At 56.0% G+C, this 12,257-nt stretch carries 11 protein-coding genes and 1 pseudogene; 4 read left to right on the top strand and 8 right to left on the bottom strand.

The genetic code is table 11. The annotated features are described in order from the left end of the window. The first annotated feature begins 62 nt into the window (after nt 1-62). Nucleotides 63-539, top strand: coding sequence for a DinB family protein (locus tag LAO76_09650; GenBank protein MBZ5491181.1), 477 nt, complete (start codon nt 63-65; stop codon nt 537-539). 35 nt (nt 540-574) lie between these two features. On the opposite strand, the gene folP is transcribed toward LAO76_09650, so the two are convergent. After that, a complete protein-coding gene (gene folP / locus LAO76_09645) occupies nt 575-1,390 on the bottom strand; it encodes a dihydropteroate synthase (protein MBZ5491180.1) in 816 nt (271 codons plus the stop codon). A 99-nt stretch (nt 1,391-1,489) separates the two neighbouring features. On the opposite strand from folP, the gene dacB reads away from it, so the two are divergent. Further along, nucleotides 1,490-3,124, top strand: coding sequence for a D-alanyl-D-alanine carboxypeptidase/D-alanyl-D-alanine-endopeptidase (gene dacB, locus LAO76_09640; GenBank protein MBZ5491179.1), 1,635 nt, complete (start codon nt 1,490-1,492; stop codon nt 3,122-3,124). 131 nt (nt 3,125-3,255) lie between these two features. Further along, entirely contained in the window at nt 3,256-4,446 is a 1,191-nt protein-coding gene (locus LAO76_09635) for a CoA transferase (protein MBZ5491178.1), read from the top strand. 120 nt (nt 4,447-4,566) lie between these two features. Here the strand turns inward: LAO76_09635 and LAO76_09630 are convergent, their stop codons facing one another. The 5 genes and pseudogenes from LAO76_09630 to LAO76_09610 all read right to left on the bottom strand — a co-directional run bounded on the left by LAO76_09630 (nt 4,567) and on the right by LAO76_09610 (nt 9,467). Then, nucleotides 4,567-5,388: a hypothetical protein gene (locus tag LAO76_09630; GenBank protein ID MBZ5491177.1), complete on the bottom strand. Its 822-nt coding sequence runs from the start codon at nt 5,386-5,388 to the stop codon at nt 4,567-4,569. Nucleotides 5,389-5,513: 125 nt separating this feature from the next. Beyond that, nucleotides 5,514-5,663 carry a hypothetical protein gene (locus LAO76_09625; protein MBZ5491176.1) on the bottom strand — a complete coding sequence of 50 codons (150 nt, stop codon included), beginning with the start codon at nt 5,661-5,663 and terminating at the stop codon, nt 5,514-5,516. A gap of 337 nt (nt 5,664-6,000) precedes the next feature. Beyond that, nucleotides 6,001-6,810, bottom strand: a complete 810-nt coding sequence (locus LAO76_09620) for a hypothetical protein (GenBank protein ID MBZ5491175.1) — start codon at nt 6,808-6,810, stop codon at nt 6,001-6,003. Between the two features lie 902 nt (nt 6,811-7,712). Then, nucleotides 7,713-8,564: pseudogene (locus tag LAO76_09615) on the bottom strand (S1/P1 nuclease). A 255-nt stretch (nt 8,565-8,819) separates the two neighbouring features. Next, complete coding sequence (locus tag LAO76_09610; protein MBZ5491174.1) at nt 8,820-9,467, bottom strand: CVNH domain-containing protein; 648 nt, start codon at nt 9,465-9,467, stop codon at nt 8,820-8,822. A gap of 189 nt (nt 9,468-9,656) precedes the next feature. On the opposite strand from LAO76_09610, the gene murJ reads away from it, so the two are divergent. Continuing rightward, complete coding sequence (gene murJ / locus LAO76_09605) at nt 9,657-11,198, top strand: murein biosynthesis integral membrane protein MurJ (protein ID MBZ5491173.1); 1,542 nt, start codon at nt 9,657-9,659, stop codon at nt 11,196-11,198. A 166-nt stretch (nt 11,199-11,364) separates the two neighbouring features. Here murJ and LAO76_09600 read toward each other — a convergent pair whose 3' ends face one another. Further along, nucleotides 11,365-11,571: a hypothetical protein gene (locus LAO76_09600; protein ID MBZ5491172.1), complete on the bottom strand. Its 207-nt coding sequence runs from the start codon at nt 11,569-11,571 to the stop codon at nt 11,365-11,367. Between the two features lie 88 nt (nt 11,572-11,659). After that, the gene (locus tag LAO76_09595) at nt 11,660-12,202 is read right to left on the bottom strand and encodes a polymer-forming cytoskeletal protein (protein MBZ5491171.1); all 543 of its coding nucleotides are present in this window, start codon (nt 12,200-12,202) and stop codon (nt 11,660-11,662) included. Between the last annotated feature and the right edge of the window lie 55 nt (nt 12,203-12,257).

Here is a 12,257-nt window from a genome sequence, read left to right as displayed (position 1 = left end):
AGTGGACAATAGAAAATTCTATCCTAAACAGCGAGCGCAGAACTTTTGTTAGAATCGCCTCCGTGAGCGATCTCAATACCACCCTTGTCCGCGACTTTGAGCGCAATTACCGTGAAGCAGTGCAGAAGATACGTGCGCTGGTCGAGCCGCTGACCGACGAGCAAATCTGGACGCGGCCTTATTTTTACGGCAACAGCATCGGCCATCTGCTGCTGCACCTGACCGGCAACCTCAGTTATTACATTGGCGCTGAGATGGGCGGCACAGGATACGTGCGTAACCGTCCGCTGGAATTTACAGATACATCGCACGCCCCGAAAGCCGTGCTGCTGGCAGAATTTGATGCAGCGATAGCAACCGTTGCAGCGGTTTTACAGAAGCAGTCTGAGCAAGATTGGGGGGCCACATACGCCGCCAAAGGGTTTGAAGATTGCGGCGACCGCTTCACCGCCATCCTGCGCTGCGTCGCACACATTTCCCACCACACGGGGCAGATCATTTATCTGTGCAAAGAGTTGGAGCGACAAAGCCGCACATAGCTGTGCTGCATCGTTCAACGCACGCTCCAGGTGCTCTACTTACTAAATCGCAAAATCTCATCGGCAATCTTTGCCGCTTCCACCGCAGCTTTCACGTCATGCACTCGTACCATGTGTGCGCCGTTCAGAATGGAAGCTGTGGCAGCGGCGAGTGAGCCATTGAGACGCTGGTCGGGCGGCGCGTCTTTGCCATCGTGGGCAAGCGTGCGCCCGATGAAAGATTTACGTGAGGTCCCAACCAGCAGCGGAAAGCCGAGTTCCTGCAATTGGTCCAGACCGGCCAGCAGCGGATAGTTCTGATCAAATTTCTTGCCAAAGCCAATGCCCACGTCGAGCATGATGTGATCTTTGGCGATGCCGTGGTCCAGCGCGGCCTGCGCATAATCGCGCAGTTCGGTTTTCACCTCGGCCACGATATCGGCTGCAGGCTCGAGATTGCGCCACTCCTGCGGACGTCCGCGCGTGTGCATGAGGATGACGCCACAGTTCAGATCGACGGCGGCTGCCGCCATCTGCTCGTCCCAGCGCATGGCGCTCACGTCATTCACAATCTCGCATCCGGCATTTACGGCGGCGCGAGCCACTTCGGCTTTGTAGGTATCTACGGAGAGAATGGCATTCGGGCGCTCACGCAGCACGTCTTCAATCACCGGCAGGATGCGGCGCAATTCTTCTGCCGCGGGAATCCCACTTTCCGCCACCGGCGTTCCCGGCCGCGTGGACTCTCCGCCTACGTCCAGCAGGTCAGCGCCTTCGTCCAGCATTTTCAGCGCGTGGGCCACGGCGTGGTCGCGCGCCAGAAATCGGCCGCCATCGGAAAATGAATCCGGCGTGACGTTCAAGATGCCCATTACCAGCGTTCGCGGGCCAATATCCACGGTGCGCGTGCGCAGCCGCCATTGAAAGACAGGTCTCTGCATGGCGGCGATTGTATAATTTCCGGCAATCCCATGCTGCATCGTTCAGCAAGAGCGCTGTGTGCGCTGGTCCTGGTTGTGTCGCTTCACTTCTCCGCCGCCGGAGAAAAGAAGCCCGCGCCTAAAAAAGATTTGGCTCAAGAGATTGCCAGCGTACTCAGTCAGCCTCCGCTCAGCCGCGCGCACTGGGGCATCGATGTGGTTGATCTGGAAACGGGCAAGGCGCTTTATTCGCAAAACTCCGACCAGTTATTTCTTCCAGCATCCAACGCAAAGCTTTTTACCACGGCTGCCGCGCTGGCCATTGCCGGGCCGGATTATCACTTCCGTACCACGGTGGAAGCGGAAGGAAAAGTAGATGACAATGGCAGGCTGCTGGGCGACCTGGTGATTTTTGGCCGGGGCGATCCTAACATTTCCGGCCGCGTGATACCGTATGCGCTCAAGACGCAGCGAGTCGCTCCACATACGCAGATATTGGAAGAGATGGCCGATCAGGTAGCGCACAACGGCCTCAAGATCGTGGATGGCGACATCATCGGCGACGATACGTTTTACGCCTTTGAGCGCTACGCTGAAGGCTGGGCGTGGGACGACCTGCAATGGATCGATGGCGCTCCGGTTTCCGCGCTCACGTTTAATGACAACGTGGTGTTCGTCAACGTGCTTCCGGCCGAGCATCCGGGAGACAAAGCAGTCGTCACAGTCGAACCGGAGACCAGTTATTACGAACTGGATAATCGCGTGGTGACTTCGTCGCTGGGAGTGCCGAAGCGGGTTGGCATCCATCGCGATCTGGGATCGAAGAAAATTGTGCTCTGGGGATCGCTGCCGCTGGGCGATGCCGGCATGAAGGTGCCGATGTCCATTGAAGACCCGGCGGAGTTTGTGGCACAGCTTTTCCGCACGATGCTGGAACGGCGCGGGATTACCATTCGCGGCAAGACGCGGGCACGGCATGGAGATGACGCGCAGTTCTTTGATCAGCAGATTCCGCGACCATTAAACACGCCAGCAACAGGAGCAGCAGCACCGGTCGTTATTGCCCCTGCAGCTCAAGCTACACCGCCGCAAGAGCCTGACCTCAATCCAGCGTCTACCAATAAGATTCTGGCCGAGCATTTTTCCGGGCCACTTCTGGATGACATCCGCGTGACCAACAAAGTGAGTGAGAACCTGCACGCTGAGCTTGCGCTTCGTCTGGCAGGCAAGCTGCGCGGATATGGCGGATCATTTGAAGGCGGCGTTGCCGCGGTAAAACAATTTCTGTTGCAAGCCGGACTTAAGGAAGAGGAGTTTACCTTCCTCGACGGCTCAGGACTTTCGCGGCGCGATCTGGTCACGCCCGCAGCGACCGTGCAGTTGCTGATCTATGCAGCGCGCCAGCCCTGGGGACCGGCGTTTGAAGAGTCATTGCCTGTGAGCGGCGTAGATGGATCGTTGTCTGAGCGTTTTCAAAAAACGCTAGCCGCCGGTCTGATCCACGCCAAAACAGGATCGCTGAGCCATGTGAATGCGCTTTCCGGTTATGGACAGACGCGGACCGGTAAGCGGTTTGTGTTTTCAATTTTCTGCAACGATCACAATCAGCCCGCGAGCAAGGTGTTGGCGGCGATGGATGCGGTGGTGAAGTTGCTGGTGAGCGCGGATGATTCACCGAAAAAGTAATCTTGGGTGATGAAAATTCCACCACGGAGACACGGAGGAGGCTCAGGTGGTCGAAAACCGCGCAATCGATGAACAAGCCCAAGGTATCCTCACGCGCGCCGGCAACTTCAGATTTGATTTAAAATCCCGCGATGCAAAGTAAGCTGCCCCTCTCCGGTATCCGCGTCATTGATTTTGGGCGCTTTATAGCCGGCCCGTACTGCGCCATGCTGCTGGCGGATATGGGCGCGGACGTGATTCGCGTCGATCGTCGCCAAGGGAGTGAAGACCGCTATATTGCGGCGATCACTAAAAGCGGCGAAGGCGGAGGATTTCTTTCGCTCAATCGCAACAAGCGCAATCTTACGCTCGATACATCTAAGCCGGAGTCGGCTGAGGTGATTCGCCGTCTGGTGAAAGGCGCGGACGTGGTGGTGGCGAATCTGCCGAACAACGTACTGAAGAGCATGCGGCTGGATTACGATTCGCTAAAGGCGACCAAGCCGGACATTATTCTTGCCCGTATTTCTACTTTCGGTCCCGACGGGCCATATGCGAATCGAGTGGGCTTTGACACGGTGGCGCAGGCCATGTCCGGCGCTATGGGTCTTACGGGATTTGCGGGGACACCGGTACGCGACATTGTCCCTTTTGAAGATTACGGCACGGCTCTGCACACGGCTTTCGGCGTGATGGTGGCGCTGTATCATCGCGCACAGACAGGCGAAGGGCAAATCGTGGACGGATCGCTGCTGGCGACTGGCATCACCTATGTGCAGGGCTTGCTGGCGGAGCGATCGGTGCTCGGTATTGAACGGCGACAGTTGGGCAATACAAGTTTTTATGCAGCTCCTTCTGATTGCTACCAGACCAAAGACGGCTGGATTGTGGTTTCTGCCGTGGGCAATGACATGTTTGCCCGGTGGGCTCGGCTGGTAGGACACGAGGATTTCATCGGCGATCCGCGTTTTGCCAGCGACCAGCTTCGCGCTGACAATCGCGATACCATTACCGACGCAATGAACGCCTGGCTGGCAATACGAACCACGGAGCAGGCCATCGCCGAGTTGGAAAAGGCGCGTGTTCCCGCTGGACCGGTGATGGATTTACAGCAGGTGCTGGATGATCCGCAGGTGAAAGCACGAGAGTTGCTGCGTTACGTCGAACACCCGGGCGCAGCAAAGCCGGTGCCGCTGGCGGACACGGCTGTCAGACTGTCGGCGACGCCGGGCGGCATCCGCAGCCGAGCGGCGGCACTGGGGGAACATACGGATGAAGTGCTGCGAGAGATTGGATACAGCGATGCAGAGATCGACGGTCTTCGGGCGATGGCCGCAGTTTAAAAAGGTTTGTGGAAACCCCTCGAATGGCGAAAAAGGACACTAGATAGTAAGACGTCGATGGTTAGCCTCCCTGCACGAAATGAGAATCGGATGTGGAGCTAATTCAACTGCGAGCCCCTGCTACCGCAACAGGCTAATGCTACCCGAATTGGAGCAAGTTCCTTCTGTGGATGTATAGGTGCCATTGAATGCCATATCGCCAAAAGGCTCGCCGTCCATAGTTCCAGTCAGGATGGTCTTGCCAGTCTTTCCCGGATCGCTATCCAGGAGCACGATCTGGCTGTTCGGGCCGCTCAGGACGGTGGTAGATGGGTCGATGGTCGCATTGGTGAAACATGATGCTGTACCGGAAATGCCGACCAGTGTTCCCGAGCCCGTCGCCGAGAAAAAGCCGTTCACGTCTGGAGCGGTCTGGGTCGTGATGGTCAGTGTGAGCCGGGAAGAAGTTCCGCTGCTGGAGTTGAGGAAGCCAACATAAATGCCCAGGAAGTTAAAGCTCCCGGTGGTTATCGTTCCCTGGTCAGGCGTGGCGCAACCCGCGCCGGTAAGAGAATAGGTGCCGCCAAAAAAATCTCCGGCACGAACCAGGGTAAACGATAGTTTCTGCCCGCTGGGCAACGCCAAGAGCAGGTCCGAATCTCCTGTGTTGTCTTTCACCACGCCACTCAAAGGTATATCCGTATTGAAAGAAAAACATGGAGAATTATTGATATGCATAACACCGGAAAGAGCCGATGAAATGGGAAAGTTCCCATTTATGTTGCCATCGAGTCGAAAATTGAGACTTGGATTGCTGTTGGAAATGGCTTTGATCGTAGTGAAACCGCCGGGCGGCGGAGATATGACAGGGGTAGGCGTTGGCACCGGCATGGAATTATGGCCGCCGCAGCCGGACAAGACGGCACAGAGTAAGAGTGACAGGGTTAGAAAACTGCGGTTCATGGAGTAGGCTCCTTCCAGGAAAACGCCGTGCGGAATAATTCTAAACTAGCCCGTCTGCATTCTGACCACGCCGGTCTCCGAACACGCGCCCTGTGCAGAGGTATAGATTTCCTGCAAGCTTGCGCTTACCAAAAAGCGCCCGGAATAATGTCGCCTTGCAGCATCAGCTCGCCTGTGGTTCCGGACTGGCTGTTGTTCAGGACAAAGTTCGTTCCTAAGCCGGCGATCACGGTGGTCGCATTTACCGAGACGCTGCCGAAGCAGGTGCCGGGCAACTGTTCCAGTACCCGTCGCGGAAAAAATCCATGCGCGTCAGGGCCAGTCTAAGTCGGGTTGAGGCAGATGGAATTCGAGCTAACAAACAGCGTATACAGGCCGGAGGTAAATGGCGGAGGAGGAAGCTCGCGCATACTTCCGCCGCCGCAACCGGATAACGACAGATACAGTAATAACGCCAGGAGTAAGTAGAAGCGAGAGATAAGTTTCATGGATTTGCTCCTTCCAAGGAAACCTTCAGAACCGCAACTATTGTAAATATTCCAAAGCTACCATTGAACAGGCAGTGGGAGCATACATCAGATGAAAACAGCATGGCGCGCTGTCGAGGTAAGCTTATGGGGTATCCATAATGATGGTTCCCGACTCCGAGCAGGCGCCCTGGGTTGAAGTATAGGTGCCGACAAAGGACAGGCCGCCAAAGGCGAGAGGGCTAAATTTACCCTGCAGGATCGTCTTGCCGCTGGTTCCGGGCTGGCTATTATCAAGAATCAACTGGCTTCCCGTACCGATGAGAAGCGAGGCTGGATCTACCGTGGCTGAGCTGAAACATGTGCCTCCACTGATAGTTGCCGTGCCCGTTGCGGAGAAAAATCCATGAGCATCAGGACCGGTTTGTGTGAGCGCCAGGCTCATGTGCGAGGTGGTCCCTCCGGAGGAGGTGAAGGTCGCGCGCCAGGCGCCGGTCAAACCCATTCCGTTTAGCAGGGCCCCGCCCGAGTCAGGGACGCCGCAGTCCGTCCCGCCGGTAAAGGAATAAATCCCAGGAAAGAGTGTCCCGTTTGGATGGCTCATGCTGAAGGACAAATTCTGACCGCCGGGCAGAACCATCGCAAGATCCAACCGAAGACCGTCCGGATTGCTCAACGTTCCGGTCACCTGAATATCGGTATTAAACGAAACGCAGGAAAGCATAGCAAGATGCATGATTCCGGACATGCTGTTGCCGTTTTGCGTGAGGTTCCCCTGCAGCCGGAAAACGGGGAAGTCAGTGTTTGAAACTGCATCGATCTCAAAAAGGCCGGAGAAAAACGGGATAGGAGTGGGCGTGGGCGTAGGCATCATGCCGTTGCTGCCGCTGCATCCCGACAGCCCGATGCTAAGCAATACCAGTAAGAACAGTAGATAACCCGCAGCATGCTTCATGGGTGACCTTCCCTCCATGAATAGGTTCGGCGTAGGAAACGGAATTGTTCCCTTACCAGGCTATCAATTTTAACAGGATCATTGCCGGATAGTAGATCGTGGAACTGAGCGGCGCGCTGGGTGAGCATACGGATGAAGTGCTAAGAGAAATTGGCTACAAGGAAGAAGAGATTGACGCTCTCAGGGCGGCGGAAGTTGTTTGATGGATCTTCTGCTTTGGATGATCCAAGAGCCTACATTCAAGCTATCTCATCTCACCCTCTGAACTAGCCTCCGCATATTGGATTAGCTCTGTGGCGGACTTACGTCCGCCACAGTTTTGTTTTAGGGGGTCACTGGACCAGCAGTGAAGCGTCATCCAGCACAAAGGAAGTCTGTAATTCAAAGTCCTCCGTGCCTTTGAAGAATATTTGAACGGTCTTCCCGATATAAGCATTCAGGTTAAAGCTGTGTTGCTGATATCCGGTCGCCGCATTCAGGTTGGAGAAAGTAGCCAGCGTCTGCAGCACGGTACCGCTGGTGTCTCTGATCTGGACGGTCAAGGTGTCAAAGGCGCTTGTTTTGCTTGTCTCGGCGGTATTGATATGCAGCCAGAAGCTCAGCGTTGCCGAGATGGAAGTGGAAGGGATGGTCACGGTTTGCAGTATCGTGTCTGTATTGGTGGTGCCCCAGCCATCCAGCCATGCGTCGAAAGTGCCGGTGTGTGGAGGCTCGGAAGCTGAGCTGTTGATAATCTGAATCGGCGAATGAGTGGAAGTTAAAACCCAGGGCGATGGATTTGCTGCGCCGGCTTCGAATCCTTTATTGCCCAGAAGCTCAGTACCCGTTGGAGTTGGTGTGGGCGTTGGACTTGGGGTTGGGGTCGGAGTTGGCGTGGGACCACCGGCAACTGGAAGCTTGCTGGCCAGAAATTGCGCCAGGCGAACTCCAGCGCGCGCAATCTGCTGCCGCACAACGGGCTCCGCGTTAGAGATGTAGGTGGCGGAAAGCGTAGTAGTGGTTGTGGTGCTGGTGGGAATTCCGGCATAAGCAACATTTTTGGCAAACTGCCAGGCCTGAAGCGACCAGTTTTCCGGGGTAGTCTGGGCTTCCGCCTGTGCAGCCGCGATTTCCGGGCTCAAATTGGCGGCCAGCCCGACCGGATCAGAATTGATATCATTCACCAGGTTGAAATCCCATGCGTGGTGGAGGCTGGTTGTGCCGCCGTCAATCTTCACATTCTCCGCATTTCCACCGGCATCTGAGCCGCGCGTGGCGGAGTGCAAAGGCTGATGAACGTCGCCGATGAAATGGACCACGAAAGAGAGGGCCTGCAAACGTTCCGCGTTGGACTGGGTTGTGTCAGCCAGGACCGTACCCCAGCGATCAATCTCGGTAAGCACGCAGGCAGACCCACAAGCCGTGTTTACATCTGCGTCCGTCGGGCTCGTCAGCGAAACAGGGATATCAATGAAATGCCATCCACTGGTGCCTGTGGGAGGCGCTGGGTTGGTGAAAACCTGTGTGCAGGCAGCATCCATGGCTGTGCCGCTAGACTGGAATGCGCGTAATTCATCCGGGCAGACTGAAATCTGCGCCAGGGTAAGATTGCCAAGAATGGCCTGGACCGGAGCGAATTGCCCGGACTGCGTCAGCAAGTTTTGAGCGATATCAGCTACTGCTTCATGCCCTTCAGCGGACCAGCCAAAGAGGTTTGCACTGCCCAGGACAATCACGAACAAAGCGACCACCCTACGGAATCTTTGCATCTTCATCGTTTGCCTTTCCTCCAACAGACGGTTTGGCCGTCAAAAACCGAGTTGAACTCGATGACGGCTTGCATCAACATACAGGCGCACGCCTGAGTTAAGGCAAAGCTACAATGAAATTTCTGTGAATTAAAAAACTGGGTTTCAAATTGGAACTGATTGCGCATGCAAGCATCACCAGTGAACGGCGCATTCACATCCAGTTGGCCGTGGAAAGAGCGAGGCTGTAGCCTGCAATGCGGCTCTTCCTCTCGTTCAAAACTAACGCTTTTCCCTATTGATCGCAGTGCAGCGCAGGGTTCCGTTCTGGTTAGCAATATCACCGCCGCATTTCTGGACATCGCGCAGGCTGGCGCTGAGCCAATGATCCTTGCCGTCATTGCAGGTGGCGTACAGCGTGGTCCCTTGCAGCCGGACGTCTCTACAGGTGGCGATGTAGGAACCGGGCGGCAGCACGCCGCTGGCTTCACAGTTCAAAATGCCGTTGATATTGGCAACGCCCTCAGCGCAGCGATTAGCTTCCTTGAGCGAGGTCGGCATCTCCCGGCCATCCAGGCTCTTGCAGACGGCGTGCAGCGTGGTGTCTTTCATCTGGATATTTTTGCAGCTCTCTGTATAAGACCCGGCCGGCTGTGAAGGCGCCGCGGCCTTGGCTCCGCCAGCGCATTCCAGCTTGCCATTTTTGTTGGCAATGTCAGAGCACTTTTCATAATGCGAGAGTTTGGTGTCATGGGATTTGCCTGTCGTATCCTGGCAGTTGGCGTAGAGCGTCCCTTTCTTGACGGAAATATCACTGCACGTCTGCTGGTAAGAACCCTCTGGAGTGGCTTCTTGCGCGGCCATGAAACCGGCTGCGCAACCCAGAAAAATCATCATCGCCAAAAAGCTGGAAGTGCTGCTCAAACGCATGCGTTGTCCCTTCACTACTTGGGGTCCTTATTTGCCCAGTATAGTGGAGGTTCCAAGTGCGGCTGAGTGAATAATTTAGCCCACAGGACATGGACTTCTCATTTATAAACAAGGTTGGATGGGACGAGCACACGCGTGACAACTTCTACCAGGCCGGGGGGCCACGCCGGAGTGGGACGGCACGCCTTTCTGGTGGCGGCGGGAATCTTTCTCAGCCGCATTACCGGTCTGGTGCGCGATCGCATCTTTGCCCATTATTTCGGCATTACTTATGTTGCGGACGCATTTAAGGCGGCGCTGCGCATCCCCAACATGCTGCAAAATCTTTTTGGCGAAGGCGTGCTTTCGGCATCGTTTATCCCTGTCTATGCCAAACTGCTGGCCCAGAAAGACCGCGAAGAGGCAGGACGGGTGGCGGGTGCGGTCTTTTCCCTGCTGGCCGTCATCACTTCTGTGCTGGTGCTGGTGGGAGTGCTGGCAACACCCTACATTATTGATGTGATCGCCTTTGGGTTCAAAGGCGAAACCCGTCGGCTCACTATTCAACTGGTGCAGATTTTGTTTCCCGGCGTCGGACTGCTGGTAATGTCGGCATGGTGCCTGGGAATCCTGAACAGTCACGGCAAGTTCTTTCTCTCGTATGTTTCCCCGGTTATCGTGAACGCCACTTTTATCGTGGTAATGCTGGCGATGGGCCGACGCGCTGACATGTCTCACTTGGCCGTTTACACGGCCTGGGGATCGGTAGTGGGGAGTGGATTGCAATTTCTGGTGCAGATTCCGATGGTGCTGCGACTCGCGCCAGAGTTGCGAATCTTCTTCCGCTCGCTTACGGAAAACGTGCGCGTGGTGATCAGAAACTTTGTTCCTGTGTTCTTCAGCCGTGGCGTGCTGCAATTGAGCGCTTATATTGACGGGTTGCTGGCCAGCTTGCTTCCTGTAGGCGGTGTGTCAGCGTTGGCCAACGCACAGGCCCTTTATTTACTGCCCGTCAGCCTGTTTGGCATGTCGGTTTCGGCGGCCGAACTGCCAGCCATGTCCAGCGCGGTGGGAACAGACGAACAGATTGCGACGACCCTACGGCAAAGGATCGCCGCCAGCACCAAGCGGGTAGGTTTTTTTGTGGTGCCATCCGCCGTGGGCTTCATCGCGTTGGGCGACGTAATCACCGCAACCATCTACCAGACAGGAAAGTTTTCTCACGGGGACGCGGTGAAGGTTTGGACGATCCTGGCGGGATCCGGCGTGGGTCTGGTGGCTTCGACCGTGGGACGGCTGTATTCTTCAGCTTATTATGCTTTGCGCGATACGCGAACGCCTGTACGTTTTGCGGTTATCCGTGTGGTTCTGACCACAGTGCTTGGGTATTTGTGTTCGCAACAGCTGCCGCTGTTGTTGCACATTGATCCATTTTGGGGCGCGGCGGGGCTGACTGCATCCGCAGGCTTTGCCGCGTGGGTGGAGTTCACGCTGTTGCGTCGCGGGATGAACTTGAAGATAGGACGCAGCGAGTTCCCTGCTTCCTACTTTGCCAGGCTCTGGCTGGCTGCGATCATCGGCGCGGCAGTGGCGTGGGGAGTAAAGCTGGGATTACATCCACAGAGGCCGATTATCGGAGGCTTGCTGATTCTCGTTCCTTACGGCGCGGTGTATCTGGGCTGCACTGCGCTGATGGGAATCGAACAGGCAGGCGGGCTGGTGAGGAGAGTGTTCTCAAAATCCCGAGCATAGCGAGGGATCGCTATAGTCACGGAAAATCTGTCGGCTTGGGCAAGAACTAAGTCGGGGACGGTAAGAGTTGCTCTGGACGAGCAGCAACGAATCTAATGCCTCGGCAATCCTCTAAGACTTCGAAGGAGGTAGGGATCCCTCGCGAGCTCGGGATTTCAAAAAAGCCCTACTCGATCACCCTCATCTTTGCCCAGTCATATTGGAACTTGTGTCCGCAGTCCAAGCAGACGACGTAGTGTTCGCCGGCGGGAGTGGGGACGTCCCAGTCTGAATTGACGGCGCGGCGTTTGGGCGCTGCGGCTGCGGCAAAGGGCTGGGATATCTTTTTGTGCGAGCAGCGAATCGAGAGCAACTGGAGAATTTTATTGACCATGGACTTCTTTCCACCGAACCCGTTCCCGGGTGCTCCCCGGAGGAAGCACCCTGAAAGAGGGCAAATGGGACTGCCTTCCCAAGAAAAATTATGCAGTGGCCGTTGTCATGCGCGGCGAATCAGTGATTGAGGTGGCTTCTTTGCCGCCCAATTCCTTCGCGCCGGGCTTGCGAATATCAATCGAGCCCTTGAACCATGCGCCGTCTTCGATCGAAATTCTTTGGCAAACTACGTCGCCGCCAAGTGAACCTTCATTCCGGATGTCGACCCGGTCGCTGGCAGTGACGTTGCCCTTGACCTTGCCCAGGACCACGACTTCCTTGGCATTGATGTTGGCCTGGACCTGGCCGTTGCGGCCGACCGTTACTCGGTTGCCGGGCAGGTTGACGGAGCCTTCCACGCGGCCGTCGATATATAGCGATTCAGAGCCGGTCACTTCGCCCTTGATGACGAGCGATTTCCCGATGGTGGCTTGCTCCGTGTTGTTGAGTACGGCATTGCGAGGCGCGGCGACCGGCGTCGGCTCGCTAGGCAGGGTGGGGGTATTGCTCATAACTGGTTTCTCCGGTTCCGCTGCGGGTTTTTGGTTCGGATTCGTCGGTGTTGCGGTCGTGCCAGCAGGCTTCCACATTATTTTCTACATCCTTTCGATTCTGATGGTAATGCGCAGCCAGCTACTTTTCGCC

The organism is Terriglobia bacterium (assembly GCA_020072645.1).
Taxonomy (GTDB): domain Bacteria; phylum Acidobacteriota; class Terriglobia; order Terriglobales; family Acidobacteriaceae; genus Angelobacter.
The sequence above is the reverse complement of the archived record's forward strand: the minus strand, read 5'-3'. Positions and strand labels throughout refer to the sequence as shown.

What these genes read in the sequence shown, in the direction of transcription:
- LAO76_09595 (MBZ5491171.1), bottom strand. Translation starts at nt 12,202, where the DNA reads ATGTGGAAGCCTGCTGGCACGACCGCAACACCGACGAATCCGAACCAA.
- LAO76_09600 (MBZ5491172.1), bottom strand. Translation starts at nt 11,571, where the DNA reads ATGGTCAATAAAATTCTCCAGTTGCTCTCGATTCGCTGCTCGCACAAA.
- LAO76_09630 (MBZ5491177.1), bottom strand. Translation starts at nt 5,388, where the DNA reads ATGAACCGCAGTTTTCTAACCCTGTCACTCTTACTCTGTGCCGTCTTG.
- LAO76_09620 (MBZ5491175.1), bottom strand. Translation starts at nt 6,810, where the DNA reads ATGAAGCATGCTGCGGGTTATCTACTGTTCTTACTGGTATTGCTTAGC.
- folP (MBZ5491180.1), bottom strand. Translation starts at nt 1,390, where the DNA reads ATGGGCATCTTGAACGTCACGCCGGATTCATTTTCCGATGGCGGCCGA.
- LAO76_09610 (MBZ5491174.1), bottom strand. Translation starts at nt 9,467, where the DNA reads ATGCGTTTGAGCAGCACTTCCAGCTTTTTGGCGATGATGATTTTTCTG.
- dacB (MBZ5491179.1), top strand. Translation starts at nt 1,490, where the DNA reads ATGCTGCATCGTTCAGCAAGAGCGCTGTGTGCGCTGGTCCTGGTTGTG.
- LAO76_09635 (MBZ5491178.1), top strand. Translation starts at nt 3,256, where the DNA reads ATGCAAAGTAAGCTGCCCCTCTCCGGTATCCGCGTCATTGATTTTGGG.